Annotated in this window: 3 protein-coding genes and 1 pseudogene; all 4 read left to right on the top strand. The window is 71.8% G+C overall.

Features of this window, described 5'->3' with window-relative positions; translation table 11 throughout:
- Window positions 1-4 precede the first annotated feature (4 nt).
- The 4 genes and pseudogenes from ACZ63D_RS16660 to ACZ63D_RS16645 all read left to right on the top strand — a co-directional run bounded on the left by ACZ63D_RS16660 (window position 5) and on the right by ACZ63D_RS16645 (window position 20027).
- Entirely contained in the window at window positions 5-217 is a 213-nt protein-coding gene (locus tag ACZ63D_RS16660; protein WP_465355173.1) for an MbtH family protein, read from the top strand.
- A gap of 90 nt (window positions 218-307) precedes the next feature.
- Window positions 308-4867, top strand: a pseudogene (locus tag ACZ63D_RS16655) (amino acid adenylation domain-containing protein); the annotation flags it as partial.
- Window positions 4864-13023, top strand: a complete 8160-nt coding sequence (locus tag ACZ63D_RS16650) for an amino acid adenylation domain-containing protein (RefSeq protein WP_465355172.1) — start codon at window positions 4864-4866, stop codon at window positions 13021-13023. The pseudogene ACZ63D_RS16655 and the gene ACZ63D_RS16650, both read left to right, overlap by 4 nt.
- Entirely contained in the window at window positions 13020-20027 is a 7008-nt protein-coding gene (locus tag ACZ63D_RS16645) for an amino acid adenylation domain-containing protein (protein WP_465355171.1), read from the top strand. Before ACZ63D_RS16650 ends, ACZ63D_RS16645 begins: the two co-directional genes overlap by 4 nt.
- Window positions 20028-20029: the final 2 nt, after the last annotated feature.

Raw genomic sequence — 20029 nt, 5'->3', positions numbered from 1 at the left:
ACCGATGAACCCGTTCGAAAACGCCGACGGCCGCTACCTCGTGCTCGTCAACGACGAGGACCAGCACTCGCTGTGGCCGGTGGAACTGGACGTCCCGGCGGGCTGGAACCAGGTGTTCGGCGAGGCGTCCCGCGAGGACTGCCTCGACTACGTGAACACGCACTGGACCGACATGCGGCCGAAAAGCCTGCGGGAAGCGATGGCGGCGCAGGCCTGATCCGGCCCAGCCCGACCGGCCCGTTCCGCCCGACTCGACGAGGAGAGTCCGATGCTCAACCAGGCCGTCCGCGCCAGCGCGGCGACCCCGGTGTCCGGCGAGGTCCTGCCGGCGCTGTTCGAGCGCGGGGTCCGGGACCGCCCGGACGCACCCGCGGTCCTGTTCGAGGGCACGCGGGTGTCCTACGCCGAGTTGAACGCCCGCGCCGCCCGGCTCGCCGGGTTCCTGCGGGCACGCGGCACCGGGGTCGAATCCCGGGTCGCGGTGGCGGTTCCGCGGTCGGTGGAACTGGTCGTTTCCCTGTACGCGGTGCACAAGGCGGGTGGCGCGTACGTGCCGATCGACCCGGACTACCCGCCGGACCGGATCGCTTTCCTGCTCGGGGATTGCGGCGCGCGGACGGTGCTGACGACGCGGGCGGTGGCGGCGCGCCTCCCGGCCGTGCCGGGCGTCGAAGTGGTCGAACTCGACGCCGAACCCGTGCGGTCCGAACTCGCGTGCTTCCCGGACGAGTTCCCGGCCGCCGGGGTGCGGCCGGGAAACGCCGCGTACGTGATCTACACGTCCGGCTCGACCGGGCGGCCGAAGGGAGTGGTCGTCCAGCACGACGGGATCGTGAACCGGTTGCGCTGGATGCAGGACCGCTACCGGCTGGCCCCCGGCGAGCGCGTGCTGCAGAAAACGCCGTCCGGATTCGACGTTTCGGTGTGGGAGTTCTTCTGGCCGCTGCTGGCCGGGGCCACGCTGGTGGTCGCGAAACCGGGCGGGCACCGGGATCCGGCGTACCTCGCCCGGCTGATCCGCGCGGAACGGGTGACCACCGCGCATTTCGTGCCGTCGATGCTGGAGGTCTTCCTCGACGAACCGGAAACGGCCGGGTGCACCGGCCTGCGCCGGGTGATCTGCAGCGGCGAAGCGCTGGCCCCGCACACGCGGAACCGGTTCTTCGAGGTCTTCCCGGCCGCCGGACTGCACAATCTCTACGGCCCTACCGAGGCATCGGTGGACGTGACCAGCTGGGAATGCGCCGCCTCCGACACCGACGACCCGGTGCCGATCGGCGCGCCCGTGTGGAACACCGGAGCGCACGTGCTGGACGCTCAGCTAAAGCCGGTCGCCCCTGGTGTGCCAGGGGAACTGTATCTGACCGGGGTGCAGCTGGCCCGCGGCTACGGCGACCGGCCGGGGCTGACCGCCGAGCGCTTCGCCGCGTCGCCGTTCGGTCGCGGCGAAAGGATGTACCGCACCGGAGACCTCGCCCGCTGGCGAGCCGACGGCGTGCTCGAATACCTCGGCCGGACCGACAGCCAGGTGAAACTCCGCGGGCAGCGGATCGAGCTGGGCGAGATCGAGGCGGTGCTTCGGTCGGTGCCCGGCGTCCGGCGAGCGGCGGTGCTGGTCCGGGCGGAGCAGCTGGTGGCTTACGTCGTCGCCGACCCGGGAGTCGAGGTCCGTGCGGAGGCGGCGAAGTTCCTGCCGGAGCACATGGTGCCTTCGGCGGTCGTCGTGCTGGACGAGTTGCCGGTGACAGGCAACGGGAAACTCGACCGCGCCGCGCTTCCGGAACCGCCGGAACCCACCGCGCCCCGGCGGTCGCCGCGTACCGAGGACGAAGAGCGGCTGTGCCGGTTGTACCGCGAGGTGCTCGGCGTGTCCGAGGTCGGGATCGACGACAGTTTCTTCGACCTCGGCGGACATTCCTTGCTCGGCGCCCGGCTGATCAGCCGGATCCGCACGGAGTTCGGCGTCGAACTGCCCATCCAGACCCTGTTCGACGCGCCCGCCGTGATCGCGCTGTCCGAGGAACTCGCCCAAGCAGCCCGCGCCCGCCGCCCGCTCGCCCCGATGTCGCGGCCGGACCCGATGCCGTTGTCCTTCGCGCAACGGCGGCTGTGGTTCCTGCAGCAGTTCGAAGGACGGTCGGCAACCTACAACATCCCGCTGGTGCTGCGGCTGTCCGGTCCTCTCGACCGGACAGCGTTGCGCGCGGCCGTCTCGGACGTGGTGGCCCGGCACGAAGCCTTGCGGACGATTTTCCCCGCCCACGACGGCGAACCGCGGCAAATGGTGTGCGCTGATCCCGCCGAGTGGCCCGTACTGTCCACAGTGGATATTTCGGAAGATGCTATCCCCGAATGGATCCGAGCCGAAACCGGGCGCGGGTTCGATCTGACCGCCGAACCGCCGTTGCGCGCCACCCTCCTGCGGGCAGGGCCGGAAGAGCACGTGCTTGTCCTCGTGGTGCACCACATCGCCGGGGACGCCTGGTCGATGGCGCCGTTCGCGGCGGAAGTGTCGCGCGCTTACTCGGCCCGCTCGGCCGGTCGTCCGCCGGAGTTCGCGCCGTTGCCCGTGCAGTACGCGGATTACACGCTGTGGCAACGAGATCTGCTCGCGAACGAGGGCGATCCGGACAGCGTCGCCGGTCAGCAGCTCGCCTACTGGCGCACCGCGCTGGCCGGGCTGCCCGACGAACTGCCGATGAAGACCGACCGTCCCCGGCCCGCCGTCGCCGGGTACACCGGCGGGATCGTCCGGCTGGAGATCCCGGCGGACGCGCACCGCCGCTTGGCGCGGACGGCGAAACAATGCCGCTCAAGCCTGTTCATGGTGCTGCACGCGACGTTGGCCGTGCTGCTGGGCCGGTCCGGCGGCGGCGCCGACATCCCGATCGGCACGTCGATCGCCGGGCGTACCGAAGACGCGCTGGCCGGGCTCGTCGGCTGCTTCGTGAACACCCTGGTGCTGCGCGCGGACCTGTCCGGCAACCCGTCGTTCCGGGAGCTGGTCCGCCGGGTCCGGCGCACCGACCTGGCCGCGCTGGCGCATCAGGACGTCCCGTTCGAGCGGCTGGTCGACCTCCTGCGGCCGGAGCGTTCGCTCGCCCGGCACCCGCTGTTCCAGGTCATGTTCACCTTCCAGAACGCGCCCGAGGCGACGCTGGAGCTGCCCGATCTCGCCGTAGCGGCGGCGGAATCCGGGACGGCGACCGCGAAATTCGACCTGAACTTCGAGCTGCGCGAGCGCTTCGGCAGCGACGGCGGCCCGGCCGGGATCGGCGTCGCGATCGAGTACAGCCACGATCTGTTCGACGAACCCACCGTCACCGCGCTCGGCGGTGAACTGCTGGCGCTTCTCGACGGGTTCGCCGCCGACCCGGACCAGCCGATCGGCGAGCTGACCGCGGCGGCCGTCCAGCGCACCGAGCGGGCCGAACCGGAGGTCGAGGCGCATCCGGAGCAGGAGGAAACCCTCCGGGCGCTGTTCGCGGATCTGCTCGGCCTGGACCGGGTCGAGGCCACCGACGACTTCTTCGACCTCGGTGGCGACAGCATCCTGTCCATCCGGCTGGTGAGCCTGGCCCGCAAGGCGGGATTGCCGCTCGGGCCGCGGGATGTGTTCCTGCACAAGACAGTCCGGCGGCTGGCGGCGGCCGCTGCTCACGCCGCACCGACCGACGACCCGATCGACTCGGTCGGCCGGGTAGCGCCGACCCCGGCCGTGCGCTGGGCGCTGGGCCGCGGATCGGCTCAGTCCGTGCTGCTGCGGGTGCCGCCGTTCCTCGGTCCGGCTGGGCTGACCGGGGCGCCGCTGCCCGTGCTGACCGGCGCGGTGCAGGCGGTGCTCGATCACCACGACGCGCTGCGGGCCCGGCTCGTCGGCCGGGAACTGGAGATCCAGCCGCCCGGCGCGGTCGCCGCGGCGGACTGCGTGCGCAGGGTCGGGCCGGACGAGGCCGTGGAGCCGTGGCTTTCCCCGCCGGGGATGGTCCAGGTGGTGTGGTTCGACGCGGGCGCCGAGCCCGGCCGTCTGCTGGTGGTCTTGAACGACCTGGTCGCCGACGCCGAGAGCGTGCGGATCGTGCTGGCGGACCTCGCCGCCGCGCTGGCGACCCGGTCCCGCGGCGAGACCCCGCGCTTGGACCCAGTCGGCACTTCATTCCGCTCCTGGGCCGCGACGCAGACCGACCTGCCACCGGCACCGCCAGCCGCCGAATTTCCGGTAGCTGGCTCGCGGACGGTTTCCTTGCCAGCGGCGGAAACCACCGCATTGCGAAGCTTGGCGGAAGCCTCGAACACCGGCCTGAGCGAAGTCCTCCTGACCGGCCTCGCGCTGACCTCGGCGCAGCAGGGGACCAGCCCGCTGGTGGACCTCGAACGGTCCGGACGGGAAGAGCCCGGCCTCGCGCGCACGGTCGGCAGGTTCGCCCTGCCGGGCGCGGTCCGGTTCGACCTGGGCGCGCTCGACCTGGCCGACGCGTTCGACGGCGGCGAGGCCGCGGGTATCGCGCTGAAACGAGTCAAAGAGCAGCTCCGCACCGCCCCCGGCGGTTCCGAACCGGCCCCGGTCGGGTTCAGCTGCCTGGCCGACCCCGTCGGCTGGACCGTGGCCGAAGCCGGGCTCGCCACCACCCTGAGCCATCCGGTCGAGGTCGTCGCCTGGCTGGACGACGGGGTGCTCACCGCCCGCTGGACCTGGACCGGGGAAGCACCGGGGCTGGCCGACAGCTGGACCGCGGCTCTGACCGCCTTGGCCGGGCACGCGGGCCGGCGCGGAGCGGGCGGGCACACGCCGTCGGATCTCCCGCTGGTCCGGCTGAGCCAGCACGAGATCGACGAGTTCGAAGACGAGTTGGAGGACCGGACGTGAACCAGCGCGGCATCCAGGACATCCTGCCGCTTTCGCCGCTGCAGGAAGGGCTGCACTTCCACGCCCACTTCGACCAGGAGGACTCCGACCCGTACACCGTCCAGGTCTCCTTCGACCTCGACGGCGCGCTCGAGGGCGAAACGCTCCGCGCGGCGGCGCGGACCCTGCTGCGCCGCCACCCGAACTTGCGCGCGTACTTCCGCACCGGGAAATCGGGCCAACCGGTGCAGATCGTCCCGCGCCGGGTGCCCGACCCCGACTGGCGCGACCTCGACCTTCGCGCGCTCCCCACTGACCGGCAGGAAACCGAACTGGCCGCATTGGCCGGGGAAGACCGCACCCGCCGCTTCGACCTCGCCGTCCCGCCCCTGATCCGGTTCACCCTCGCCCGGCGCGGCGAACGGCAGTACCGGCTGATCGTCACCAACCACCACATCCTGCTCGACGGATGGTCGCTGCCGCTGCTGCTGCGCGAGCTGTTCACGCTGTACGCGCTCGGCGGCGAAGACACCGGGCTGGAGGAACCGGCCCCGTACCGCGATTACCTGGCCTGGCTGGCGAACCAGAACCGCGGCACCGCCGAGAAAGCGTGGCAGAACGCGCTGGCCGGGCTCGACGGCGGAACGCAGCTGGTCCCGGCCGCCGCGGGAGCCGGGGAACCGTCCGTGTCAGTCGAATGCGAGCTGACCCCGGAGGACACCGCCGCGCTCACCGCGCTGGCCCGCCGCTGCGGCAGCACCCTCAGCACCGTCGTGCACGGCGCGTGGGCGGTCCTGCTCGGCGGCTTGACCGGTCGCGACGATGTCGTGTTCGGCTCCGTCGCGGCGGGCCGCCCACCGGAACTCGACGGCGTGGAGCGGATGATCGGGCTGTTCGCCAACACCCTCCCGACCCGGGTGCGGCTCGACCCCGGCGAGAGTTTCGCGCGGCTGCTGGCGCGGATCGGGGACTGGCAGTCCGGCTTGCGCGCGCACGAATACCTCGGGCTGGCCGATCTGCAGCGGTTGGCGGGCGAGCGCAGCCTGTTCGACACGGTCCTGGTGTTCGAGAACTACCCGATCGGCAGCGAGGCCGCCGACCTCGGGGAGCTGGACCTGACCGTGCGCGTCGCCGGAGCGCGCGACGCGACGCACTACCCGGTGAGCCTGGTCGTGTTGCCCGGCAAGACCTTGCGATTCCGCCTGGACCACCGGCCGGACCTCGCCGAGGCGGCCACTCTCCTCCAGCGGCTGGTCCGATTGCTGGCCCGCGTTGCCGCGGAGCCGGACGTGCGCGTCGGACAGCTGGACGTCCTGGCCGACGACGAACGCACGCGGATCCTGAAGTCCTGGAACGACACCACGGTCCCGGTCCCCGCCGAAGCCACTCCTGAGCTGTTCGAGGCGCAGGCGGCCCGCACCCCGGACGCGGTCGCCCTGATCCACGGCGCCGTCGAGCTGACCTACGCACAGGTCAACACCTGGGCGAACCGGCTGGCCCGCGAACTGGTCGCGCGCGGAGTCGGGCCGGAAAGCCGGGTCGCGGTCGCGCTGCCCCGCACGCCGAGCCTGCTCGTCACCCTGCTGGCCGTGCTCAAGGCAGGCGGGGCCTACATCCCGCTCGACCCGGCCCACCCGGCCGAGCGGATCGACGCCATCCTCGCCGACGCCGCTCCCGTGCTCGCGGTGACCGACCGGAACGCGCCGCTGGGATCGGTCCCGGTGCTCGCGCTGGACGAGCCGTCCGTGACCGCGGCGCTCTGCGGCCATTCCGGTGCCGACCTGAGCCCGGGCGAGCGGCTGGGCGAGCCGTCGCCGTCGAACGCCGCCTACGCGATCTACACGTCGGGATCCACCGGAAAGCCCAAGGGCGTGGTGATTTCCCGGGCCGCGCTGACGAACTTCCTGCACGCCATGCGCGCGCTCGTCCCGCTCGCCGAGCACGACCGGCTGCTGTCGGTCACCACGATCGCCTTCGACATCGCCGGATTCGAGCTGTACGGCCCGCTGCTCGCCGGAGCCGCCGTCGTGCTCGCCGACCGCGAGTCCGTTATGGACAGTGCCGCGCTGGCGGCGCTGGCCGAATCCAGCGGTGCCACGGTCATGCAGGCGACGCCTTCGCTGTGGCGCGCGTTTCTCGCGCACGACGACAAAACTGGGGCCGGTCTGCGGATCGTGACCGGCGGCGAGGCGTTGCCCGCCGAACTGGCGGCGGTGATGAGCGAGCGCGGCAGCCAGGTGATCAACGTGTACGGGCCGACCGAGACCACTATCTGGTCCACCGCTGCGGAGGTCTCCGGCGGCGCCCCCACGATCGGCAAACCCATCGCCAACACCCGCTGTTACGTCCTCGACCGCGCCCTGCGTCCGGTGCCCGCCGGGGTCACCGGGGAGCTGTACATCGCGGGCGACGGCTTGGCCCGGGGATATCTGGACCGGCCCGCGTTGAGCGCCGAACGGTTCGTCGCGGACCCGTTCGCCGGGCCGGGCGAGCGGATGTACCGGACCGGCGATCTCGCCCGGTGGGCGCAGGACGGCGAGCTGGAGTACCGGGGCCGGGTCGACACGCAGGTGAAGGTGCGCGGATTCCGCGTCGAGCTGGGCGAGGTGGAAACCGCGCTCCGGCGGCATCCGGCTGTGCGGGAGGCGGTGGTGCTGGCGCAGCCGGGGCCGTCCGGCAGCGCGCGCCTGGTCGCTTACGTCGTGGCTGAGTCCACTGTGGACGAAACCGCGTTGCGGGAACACCTCGCCGCGGGGCTGCCCGAGTACATGGTGCCGTCGCTGTTCGTGCCGCTCGACGCACTGCCGCTGACTCCGAACGGGAAGATCGACCGCAAGGCGCTGCCGTCCGGTGCTCCCTCCTCGAGGCCGGTCGGACGGCGGCCGCGGACCGGGCCGGAGGAGATCCTGTGCGGGCTCTTCGCCGAGGTGCTGGGCGTACCCGAGGTCGGCATAGACGACGATTTCTTCGAACTCGGCGGCCATTCCCTGCTCGGCGGCCGCCTGATCAGCCGGATCCGCCGAACCCTCGGCGCGGAGCTGCCGATCCGCGCGGTGTTCGACGCGCCGACGGTCGCTACGCTGGCTCAGCGAGTCGACGTCGCCGGTCACGCCCGGCGGGCGCTGGAGCCGATGGCGCGGCCGGACGTCCTGCCGCTTTCGTTCGCGCAGCGCCGGTTGTGGTTCCTGCACCGGATGGAAGGCGTCGGTTCGACGTACAACATCCCGCTCGCCCTGCGGTTGAGCGGCGCGCTGAATCGTGACGCGCTGACCGCCGCACTGGCCGACGTGACGGCCCGGCACGAGGTGCTGCGGACGGTGTTTCCGGAGGTGGACGGCGAGCCGCGGCAAATCGTTCTCGATCCTTCGGCGGTGGCGATCGCCGTCGCGCCGTCCACTGAGGACGAACTGCCCGGCCTGCTCGCCTCGGCGGCTGGCTACGCCTTCGACCTGACCGTGGAAACGCCGTTGCGCGCGTCGTTGTTCGAGCTGGGCGAGACCGAGCACGTGCTGCTGGTCGTGGTGCACCACATCGCCGGTGACGCCTGGTCGATGGCACCGTTCGCCGCCGACCTGTCCACCGCGTACGCCGCGCGGGTGCGGGGGAGCGCGCCAACGTTCGCGCCGTTGCCGGTGCAGTACGCGGATTACACACTGTGGCAACGGAAGCTCCTCGAGGAAGACGACCTCGCTGCGGAGCAGCTGGAGTACTGGCGCAAGCGTTTGCGCGACCTGCCTGCCGAGCTGACCCTGCCTGCGGACCGGCCGCGTCCGGCGGTGTCCGCGCACCGCGGTGGCACGGTCCGGTTCACCCTGCCCGCCGAGACGCGGCACGGGTTGCGTCGGCTGGCGCTGGAATCCGGCGGGACGGCGTTCATGGTGGTGCAGGCGGCGGTGGCCGCGCTGCTGTCCCGGCTGGGCGCCGGTCCGGACGTGCCGCTCGGCAGCCCGGTCGCGGGCCGCGCCGACGAGGGCCTGGACGGGCTGGTCGGGTTTTTCGTGAACACCCTGGTGTTGCGCAACGACCTTTCCGGCGACCCGAGTTTCCGCGAACTGACCGGCCGGGTCCGGGAAACGAACCTCACCGCGTACGCGCATCAGGACGTGCCGTTCGAGCGGCTGGTGGAAGAGCTGAACCCGGCCCGCTCGATGGCCCGGCATCCGCTGTTCCAGGTCATGGTGGCCTGGCAGAACACGCCTCGCGCGGAGCTGGCGCTCCCGGGGCTCGCCGCGGAACTGGCGGACACCGGCGCCGCGCCCGCCCGGTTCGACCTGTCGTTCACCTTCGCCGAGGGTCCGTCCGAAGTGGACGGTTTCGTTGACTACGCCGCGGATCTGTTCGACGAGGAAACCGTGCGGGCGCTGGTAGCGCGGCTCGTCCGGCTGCTCGATTCCGTGCTCGCCGAACCGGACATCCCGTTGAGCAAGCACGACGTGCTCCTGCCCGGCGAACGCGCGGAGCTGCTCAGCACCCGGCCGCTGCCCGCGGTCGCCCGGCGCGTGCTGCCCGAGGTGCCGGACCAGGCGGTGGCCCGGGTGCTCGACGCCGACGGCCAGCTGGTGCCGCCGAACTCGCCCGGCCTGCTGTACGTCGGCGGGTTGCCGGAAGGCTGGGCCGAAGGGCTGGTGCCCGACCCGCATGGCGGACCGGACACGTGGATGTATCCGACCGAGGTGCCGGTGCGCTGGCTCCGCGACGGCCGTCTGGTGCGCCAGGTGGTGCTGAACGAGACCGCGGAGGAAGCTCCGACCGGACGTGCGCCCGGCACCCCGCAGGAAGAGATCCTGTGCGGGATTTTCGCCGAACTGCTGGGCAAACCGTCGGTGGCCGCCGACGAGGATTTCTTCGCGGCGGGCGGGCATTCGATGCTGGCCGCGCGGGTCGTCGGCCGGGTGCGGTCGGTGCTGGGGCTGGAACTGCCGGTCCGGACGCTGTTCGAGGCGCCGACCCCGGCCGGGCTCGCGCGGCATCTCGCCGACGCCGGTTCCGCCCGCCCGCCGCTGGTCCCGCAGCCGCGTGGGGAGGCCGTGCCGCTGTCGTTCGCGCAGCGCCGGCTGTGGTTCGTCCAGCGCTTGGAGGGCGCGACCTCGACCTATCACATCCCGCTGCCGGTGCGGCTGACCGGCGCGCTGGACCGCGGTGCGCTGGCCGCCGCGCTCGCGGACGTGGTGGCCAGGCACGAAAGCCTGCGGACGGTGTTCCCGGAGATCGACGGCGAACCCCGGCAGATCGTGCTGGACCCGCCCGACCGGTTCTTCGAACTGTCCGTTGTGGACACTGGGCGCGCGGAACTGGCCGAGCGGCTGCGGGAAGCCGCCGAACAGCCCTTCGACCTGGCGGAGCGGCCGCCGATGCGGGCGTGGCTGTTCCGGCTCGGCGAGGCCGAGCATGTGCTGCTGGTGGTGGTGCACCACATCGTCGGCGACGAATGGTCGATGGGCCCGTTGGCCGCCGACCTCGCCGCCGCCTACGCCGCCCGAGCGGCCGGGCACGCCCCGGAATTCGCTCCGCTGCCGGTTCAGTACGCGGATTACGCGATCTGGCAACGGGATCTGCTGGGCGAAGGTCTCGCCGCCGGTCAGCTCGACTACTGGTCCCGCCAGCTCGCCGATCTGCCCGAACAGCTCGAACTCCCGGGAGCCCGGCCGCGTCCGGCCGAATCGTCCTACCGGGGCGGGGTGGTTCCGTTCGCCCTCGGCGCCAGCGCGCACCGGGCGCTGCGGAAGCTCGCCCTCGACTGCGGCGCGACTCCGTTCATGGTCGTGCAGGCGGCGTTGGCGGCGTTGCTGTCCCGGCTCGGGGCGGGGGAGGACATCCCGCTGGGCACCCCGGTCGCGGGCCGGGTCGACGACGGCACCGATCCGCTCGTCGGGTTCTTCGTGAACACTTTGGTGCTGCGCAACGACGTTTCCGGCGATCCAAGCTTCCGCGAGCTGGTCGGCCGGGCGCGCGAAACGGACCTGGCCGCCTACGCGCACCAAGACGTGCCGTTCGAGCAGCTGGTGGAGAAGATCAACCCGGCGCGGTCGCTGTCGCGGCATCCGCTGTTCCAGGTGATGCTGTCCTGGGCAGGCGGCGGCGACGTCCGGCTGGATCTGCCCGGGCTCACGAGCGAGCTGATGACGCCGGAGAGCCGCGTCGCCAAGTTCGACCTGACCCTCAACGTCGCCGAAACCTGGGACGGGGGCGATCCGGACGGGCTCGCCGGGACCGTCGAATACAGCACCGATCTGTTCACCGAGGCGAGCGCGCGGCGGCTGGGCGATCGGCTGACGCGGCTGCTCGAATCCGCGGTGGCCGAGCCGGACCGGCGGGTCGGAGAGCTGGAGGTGTTCCTGCCCGGCGAACGCGAGCTGCTGGACGCCGCTGGTCAGGGTGCCGCGCTGGATCTCGCTCCGGGCACGGTCCCTGAACTACTGGTCACTTCTGAGGAAACGGCACTGGTTTTCGAACAGCAGTCAGTGTCGTACGTCGAATTGAACGCCCGGGTCAACCGGCTCGCGCGAGCCCTGATCGCGCGCGGCGTCGGACCGGAATCGGTGGTCGCGGTGGTCACCCCGCGCACCCTCGACGCGATCGTGGCGCTGTTCGCGGTGCTCGTCTCCGGCGCGGCCTATCTGCCGGTCGACCCGGACGTTCCGGACCAGCGCGTGGAGCTGCTGCTCGCCGAATCCGGTGCGATGCTGGCGATTTCGGCCGGGGCACCGGCGTGCGGCACCGTGCCGGTGCTGGCTCTCGACGATCCGGCCGTCGTCGCGGAACTGGCGCGGACGCGACCGGACACTGTGCTCGACAGCGAACGGATCCGTCCGCTGCGCCCAGAACACCCGGCATACGTGCTCTACACGTCGGGATCGACCGGACGTCCGAAGGGCGTGGTGGTGGAGCACCGCAACATCGTGCATCTCTTCCACGCGCACCGGACGGACCTGTTCGAGCCGTCCGTGCGGGAGCACGGCGGACGCCGGTTCCGGGTCGCGCTGACCGCCGCGCTGTCGTTCGACACCTCGTGGCAAGGGCTGCTGTGGATGCTCGCCGGGCACGAGCTGCACCTGGTCTCCGACCCGGTCCGCCGCGATCCGGAAGCACTCGTCGGCTACGTGCGCGAGCAGCGGATCGACTACCTCGACATCAGCCCGACCCTGTGCCAGCACCTGGTGAACGCCGGTCTGCTCGACGGCGAACACCAGCCGGCCGTCATCGGGCTCGGCGGAGAGGCCATCACAGCTCCACTGTGGGAACGCTTGCGGGGGTGCGAAAACCTTGTGAGCCACAACTACTATGGTCCGACCGAGGCCACTGTGGACACTCTCGGCACCAGACTGTCGGCCGCCGAAGAACCGGTGCTGGGACTGCCGTTGCGCGACATCCAGGCGCGCGTGCTGGACTCCCGGCTGCGGCCGGTCCCGGCCGAAGCGGACGGCGAGCTGTACCTCGCCGGACCGCAGCTGGCCCGGGGCTATCTCGGCCGTCCGGACCTGACCGCCGCCGCGTTCGTGGCGGATCCGGCCGGCGGCGGCCGGATGTACCGCACCGGCGACGTGGTGCGGCGGCGGCCGGACGGCACGCTGGAGTACCGCGGCCGGGCCGACGAGCAGGTGAAGATCCGCGGGTTCCGGATCGAACTCGGCGAGGTGGAAAGCGCGCTCGGACGGCATCCCGGCGTCGCCGCCGCGGTCGCCAGCGTCCGGCCCGGCAGACTCGGCGAACCGATGCTGGTCGCGCACGTGGTGCTCAAGTCCACTGTGGACAGCAAAGCCCTGCGCGCGTATCTCGCCGACGCGCTGCCGGACTATCTGGTGCCGTCGGCGATCCTGGCCGTCGACGAGTTCCCGGTGACCTCCAGCGGGAAGGTCGATCGCAAGGCGCTGCCGGAACCGCCGGTGCGCGCGGAGGCCGCCCGGGCGCCGCGAACGGAGCCGGAGCGGGTGCTCTGCGGGATTTTCGCGGAACTGCTGGAACTTCCGTCGGTCGGGATCGACGACGGGTTCTTCGACCTCGGCGGGCATTCGCTGCTCGCCACCCGGCTGATCAGCCGGGCCCGTTCGGCGCTCGGCGTCGAACTGTCCGTCAAGACCGTGTTCGAGGCGCAGACTGTCGCCGCTCTCGCCGAGCGGCTGGGCACTGCGGAGAAGGCGCGGCCCGCGCTGCGCCCCCGGATGAGGGAGGCCTCGTGATCCCGCTTTCCTATGCCCAGCAACGGCTGTGGTTCCTCGATCAACTCGAAGGGCCCAGTTCCACCTACAACCTGCCGCTGGTGATCCGCCTGCGGGGCCCGCTGGATCCCGCTGCCCTCACTGCCGCGCTCCACGACGTAGTCCGGCGGCACGAAGTGCTGCGCACGACCTTCTCCGACGAGAGCGGGGAACCGTGCCAGATCATCGCTGCCGAGGCCACTCCGGAGGTGCGCGTCACCGAGTGCGCCGAAGCCGACGTGCCCGGACTGGTCGCCGAGGCCGTCCAGCGGCCCTTCGACCTGCGTGCCGACCTGCCGATCCGGCTCGCGCTGTTCCGGCTGGGCACCGCGGAGCACGTGCTGGTCCTCGTGACGCACCACATCGCCAGCGACGGCTGGTCGATGGGCCCGCTGGTCCGCGACCTGGCCACCGCGTACGCGGCGCGGCTCGACGGCCGCGAGCCGGAATGGGTCCCGCTTCCCGTGCAATACCCCGACTACACCTTCTGGCAGCAGGAAATTCTCGGCGCCGCGGACGATCCGGACAGCACGCAGTCGCGGCAGCTGGCCTACTGGCGGGACACGCTCGCCGGTCTTCCGGACGAACTCCCGTTGCCGCTGGACCGGCCGCGCGGCGCCCGGACCACGAAACGCGGCGACTCCGTCTCGGCGCGCGTGGATTCCGCCACGCACCAGGCATTGCTGCGGCTTGGCCAAGACCGGCAGGCGACGCTGTTCATGGTCGTCCAGACCGCGCTGGCCGCGCTGCTGCACCGCCTCGGCGGCGGAACCGACATCCCGATCGGCTGCACCGTCGCCGGCCGGACCGACGAGGCGCTGGACGATCTGGTCGGCTTCTTCGTCAACACGCTCGTCCTGCGCACCGACGTCAGCGGCGACCCGGGTTTCGGCACGTTGCTCACCCGGGTCCGGGAATCGGTGCTCGGCGCGTACGCGAACCAAGAGCTGCCGTTCGACCGGCTGGTGGAAGACCTGAAACCGGCGCGGTCGCTGTCCCGGCACCCGCTGTTCCAGGTCATGCTGGCGTGGCAGACGGTGTCCGAATCCGAGGTGGCCTTCCCCGGCGTGCACGCCGAACTGGAGCCGTTCGGGTGGGATACGGCGAAATTCGATCTCACCTTCACCGTCGCCGAGCGGCCGGACGGGCTCGACCTGGCGTGCGAGTTCGACACGGATCTGTTCGACCGGGACACCGTGTCGGCGATGGTGTGCCGCCTCGTCCGGCTGCTGAGCGTCGCCGGTGCGGAGCCGGAGCTGCCGATCGGCCGGATTCCGTTGCTGGACGAAGAAGAAACCGCGCTGCTGGAACGGTCGAGCCGCGGCCCTGAGGCCGACCTGGGCGACTGGACGGTGCCTGCTCTGGTCGCCGCGCAGGCCGCGCGGCAGCCGGACGCGGTGGCGGTGAGCGCCGGGGAAACCCGGATCAGCTACCGCGAACTCGACCGGCGGGCCAACCAGTTCGCGCACCGGCTGCGGGCGCTCGGGGTCGGCCCGGAAACCCCGGTCGCGATCTGCGCGGACCGCGTCCCGGACCTTTTGGTCCTGCTGCTGGGCATCCTGCGCGCGGGCGGCCACTACGTTCCGATCGATCCGGCGCACCCTAGGGAGCGGATCGAGTTCCTGTTCGAGGACACCGGTGCTGACTTGCTGGTGGCTCAACGCCAGTACGCCGACCGGGCACCTTCGGGCGTGCGCACCGTGGTGTGGGAAGACACCGAACTCGGCGAGTTGCCGGACACCCCGCCACCGGTCGCCGTCCGGCCGGACAACCTGGCCTACGTCCTCTACACCTCCGGCTCGACCGGGCGGCCGAAGGGCGTGCAGGTTTCGCACCGGGCGATCGTCAGGCTCGTGCACGGCCAGGAGTACAGCGAGTTCGGCCCCGGCGCGGTGTTCCTCCTGCTGGCCTCGCAATCCTTCGACGCCGCCACTTTCGAACTGTGGGGCTCGCTGTGCACCGGGGCGCGGCTCGCGGTCCATCCCGCTGGCGTGCCCGACGCGGACGGCTTGGCGAAGGTGCTCGAAACGGAGGGCGTCACCACGCTGTGGCTCACCGCCGGGCTGTTCCATTCCGTGGTCGACCAGCGGCCGGACGCGCTGGCCGGGCTCCGGCACGTGCTCGCCGGAGGCGACGTGGTCTCTCCCGCGCACGTGCTCACGCTTCGGGCGCAGGGGCCGGTGCGGGTCGGGAACGGTTACGGGCCAACGGAATGCACGACCTTCGCGTGCGTCAATCCGGACATCGTGGTCGCCGACGCCGCGCGTCCGGCGCCGATCGGCAGCCCGATCGCGGGCACCCGGGCGTACGTCGTGGACGAGCGGCTGCGCCGGGTCCCGATCGGCGTTCCGGGCGAGCTGATGCTCGCCGGGCCCGGGCTGGCCCGGGGCTACCTCGGCCGCGCGGGCCATACGGCGGAGCGGTTCGTGGCCTGCCCGTTCGAGCCCGGCGAGCGGATGTACCGCACCGGCGACCGTGCCCGGGTGCTGCCGGACGGAACCCTGGAGTTCGCCGGACGGCTGGACGACCAGGTCAAACTGCGCGGGTTCCGGGTCGAGCCCGGCGAGGTCGCCGCGGTGCTCGCCGGGCATCCGGACGTCGCGCAGGCGGTGGTCGTACTGCGCGAGGACCGGCCGGGCGATCAACGGCTGGTCGGCTACGTCGTGCCGGGCGGCGAGAGCACCGCGGACCTGCGTGCGTATGCCGAATCGGTGCTGCCCGCTCATCTCGTGCCGTCAGCCGTGGTCGTGCTGGACGAATTCCCGTTAACCCGCAACGGAAAAATAGACCGCGCCGCCCTGCCCGCTCCCCAGTACGAGACCGCTTCCGGACGCGCGCCACAAAGCGCTGCTGAGGAAGTCCTTTGTGGACTCTTCGCCGAGGTGCTCGGCCTGCCCGAGGTCGGCCCGGAGGACGGATTCTTCGACCTGGGCGGGCATTCGCTGCTCGCCATGCGATTGATCGGCCGGGTTCGCGCGGCGTTCGACGCGGACCTCGGCGTCCGGGACGTCTTCGAAGCCCCGACCCCGGCGGCACTGGCGGTGCGGTGCGAGCGGGCCGGTGCGGTTGACCGACCGGTGCTGACCGCGAAAGTGCGGCCGGACGCCGTGCCGCTGTCATTCGGCCAGCAGCGATTGTGGTTCCTCAACCGCTTCGACCCGGAAAGCCCCGACTACAACGTGCCGTTCGGCTGCCGCCTGACCGGCGCGCTCGACACCGAAGCCTTGGCGGCGGCCTACCGCGACGTGCTCGACCGGCACGAAATCCTCCGCACCGTCTACCCGGACCACGACGGCGTGCCCTGCCAGGAAATCCTGGACGTCCGGCCGGAGCTCACTCCGATCCCGGTGGACGACCTCGAAGCAGCGGCCGCCGAAGCCACCGGACGCGGTTTCGACCTGCGCACCGAACTGCCCGTCCGCGCCCGGCTCTACCGGCTGGGGGAGCGGGACCACGTCCTCCTGCTGGTGATACACCACATCGCGGTCGATGGCATGTCACTGGCCCCGCTCGCCCGGGACCTTTCGACCGCCTACCGCGCACGGCTTCACGGCCAGGCTCCGGATTGGCCCGACCTGCCCGTGCAGTACGCGGATTACGCGCTGTGGCAACAGGAATGGCTCGGCACGGAATCCGACGAGACCAGCGTGCTCGGCCGGCAGCTGCGGTTCTGGCGGGACAACCTGGCCGGACTGCCGGACCGGATCGTCCTGCCGGTCGACCGGCCGCATCCGCCGGAAGGGGGCCGCGCCGCCGGCACGGTCCCGCTGGAGCTGCCCGCGCCAGTGCACGAGCGCCTCGCGGACCTGGCGAAAAGCCAGGGCGCGTCGCTGTTCATGGTGCTGCAGGCGGCACTGGCGGGCGTGCTCACCCGGCTCGGCGCCGGAACCGACATCCCGCTCGGCAGCGTCAGCGCGGGCCGGGCCGACGAGGCGCTGGACGGGCTGGTCGGGTTCTTCGTCAACACCCTGGTCCTGCGCACCGACACCTCCGGCGACCCGGCGTTCACCGACCTGCTCACCCGCGTGCGCGAGAACGACCTGGCCGCGTTCGCGCACCAGGATCTTCCGTTCGAGCGGCTCGTCGAAGCGCTCAACCCGGCGCGCTCGCTGTCCCGGCATCCGTTGTTCCAGGTCAAAATCATGGTGCACAACCTGGACGCGGCCACGCCCGACCTGCCGGGCCTGCGCGCCGAACCGCTGTTCCCCGAAGCGGCGGAGGCGAAGTTCGACCTGTCGATCGATCTGTTCGAAGCCCGGGACGAGACGGGCCGCCCGGCCGGAGCCGGAGGTTCACTGGCTTACCGGGCGGACGTCTTCGACCACGCCACCGCCGAGCAGATCGTCCGGCTGCTGACCCGGTTCCTCGCGCGGGTCGCGGAACAGCCCGAGCGTCGGCTCAGCGAGATCGAACTGGTCGATGCCGAGTCCCGCCAGCAGTTGATCGCCGAGTGGAACGACACGGACGCACCGGTCCCCGCGGAATCGGTGCTCGAACTCTTCGAGGCACGGGTTTCCGCCGTCCCGGACCAACCCGCCGTGCGCTGTGCCGACGAGGAGCTGACCTACGCCGAACTGAACGCGCGAGCGAACCAGCTGGCCGGGTGGCTGCGCGAGCTGGGCGCGGGACCGGAACGCGTGGTCGCGCTCGCGTTTCCGCGCGGAATCGACCTGGTCGCCGCGATTCTCGCCGTGCACAAAACCGGAGCGGCGTACCTGCCGCTCGACCCCGGCCAGCCGTCCGACCGCATCGGCTTCATGCTGGCCGAGAGCGAACCGGTCGCCGTGCTGACCACGGCCGAGCTCGCCGGTCGATTCCCCGCTGCCCGCGTCGTGGACGACCGGTCGGCGCGGGACTATCCGGATACCTTCGCATTTGTCCCGCCACCGCGAGACTGCCCGGCCTACGTCATCTACACCTCCGGCTCCACTGGCCGCCCGAAAGGCGTGGTCATCCCGTTCTCCGGACTGTCCACAGTGGTCGCCGCGCTGCGCGAGCGGAACCCGCTGGCTCCCGGCGAACACTCGGTGACGGTGGCCAGCTTTTCCTTCGACATGTCGATCGCCGACCTGTTCTGCTGTCTGCTCGACGGCGCCTGCCTGGTGATCGCGACTCCCGACGAGATCCGGGACCCCGCCGCGCTGGCCGAACTTCTCGACAAAGCGCCCGGCCCCGTCGCCCTGACCGCGACGCCCACCCTGCTCGGCGAACTGACCCCCTGCTTGAGCGACCGCCTGGACGACGTGCGGATCTTCTCCGGCGGCGAGACGCTCCCCGACGAACTGGCCCGCACCCTCGTCGCCCGCGGCGTGGCGGTCACCAATGTCTACGGCCCGACTGAGGCGTCGATCTGGGCCACCGCGGACGCCGTCGACGGAATCCCGGCAGGCCAGCCGATCGGCCGTCCGCTCGCCAACTACCGCGCCTACGTGCTGGACCCGGACCTCCGTCCAGTCCCGGCCGGTGCTCCCGGCGAGCTGTACCTGGCCGGTCCCGGCCTGGCCCGGGGCTACCTCGGCCGCCCCGGCCTGAGCGCGGAACGGTTCGTGGCGAATCCGTTCGACGCGGGCCGCCGGATGTACCGGACCGGCGATGTCGCGCGCTGGCGGTCCGACGGCCGCCTGATGTGCCTGGGCCGGATCGACCACCAGGTCAAGATCCGCGGTTTCCGCATCGAACTGGGCGAAGTCGAAGCTGCGTTGACCGGCCATCCAGGAGTTGCCGCCGCCGTGGCGATGGCTCGCGAAGACCGGCCGGGCGACGTCCGCCTGATCGCCTACGCCGTGCCTTCCGCCGGACAGACCGTGGACCCGGCCGCACTCCGGGCCCACGCCGCTCGGCGCCTGCCGGCCTACATGGTGCCCGCCGCCGTCGTCGTGCTCCCGGTTTTCCCGGTCAATACCGCCGGAAAGCTGGACCGGGCCGCGTTGCCCGCCCCGGAACCGCCCCGGGCCCCGGCTGGCCGCCCTCCGCGCACCCGGCGAGAGCGGACGCTGTGCGCCTTGTTCGCCGAACTGCTCGGACTGGATTCGGTCTCGATCGACGACAGCTTCTTCGACCTCGGCGGCCATTCCCTGCTCGCCACCCGGCTGATCAGCCGCGTCCGGTCGGCGCTCGGGGCCGAGGTCAGCATCCGGCAGCTGTTCCAATCGCCGACCGTGGCCGAACTGGCCGTCGCCGTGGACGGCCCGGACGGCGGCTCCCCGCTGGACGTCGTGCTCCCGCTGCGCACCGGCGGCGAGGCCGAACCGCTGTTCTGCGTGCATCCCGCGTCCGGCATCGCGTGGGTCTACTCGGGCCTGCTGCCCCACCTTGACCCTCGGCATCCGGTCTACGGCCTCCAGTCGCCGGGCCTGACCGATCCGGCTCGCCTTCCGTCCGATGTGGACGAACTGGCCGCGGACTACCTGCGGCTGATCCGGGAGATCCAGCCCGCTGGTCCGTATCACCTGCTCGGCTGGTCCTTCGGCGCGGAGGTGGCGCACCGGATCGCCGCCCGGCTCGCCGCGGAAGGGGAGCGGGTCGCGTCGCTGGTCCTGCTGGACGGCACCACCGGGATCGCGCTGCCGCCGATGCAGGACGTCTATGCGGGGTTGCTGGGCTCGCTCGGGTTCGACGTCGCCCGGTTCGATGGGGTGCCGCTGACCGAGGCGGATTTCCTCGCGGCGGCCGCTGAACCCGGCGGACCGCTGGCAGAGTTCGCTCCGGCGGAGCTGTCCGCGATAGCGGCGGTGTTCGGGCATCACCTGGCGATCACCGGAAGCGGCGAACCCGGGGTGCACGAGGGCGACGCGCTGGTGGTGTCGGCGGTCCGGGATGGAGGCGCGCCGGATCCCGCGTTGTGGCGGCCGTACGTCACCGGCGAGATCGAGGTGCGCGAGGTGGACTGCGCACACGGCGAACTGACCCAGCCCGCCGTGATGGCGGTGCTCGGGCCGTGGATCGCCGCCCGACTCGCGGCTGGGAGCGCCGCGGTCGTCGGCTAGTC

The organism is Amycolatopsis sp. NPDC104775 (genome assembly GCF_055583325.1).
Note: the sequence above shows the minus strand (reverse complement) of the source record. Positions and strands in the feature narration are given on the sequence as shown.

Bases quoted from the DNA above. Each gene is read 5' to 3' on its own strand.
- ACZ63D_RS16660 (WP_465355173.1), top strand. From the start codon at position 5: ATGAACCCGTTCGAAAACGCCGACGGCCGCTACCTCGTGCTCGTCAAC.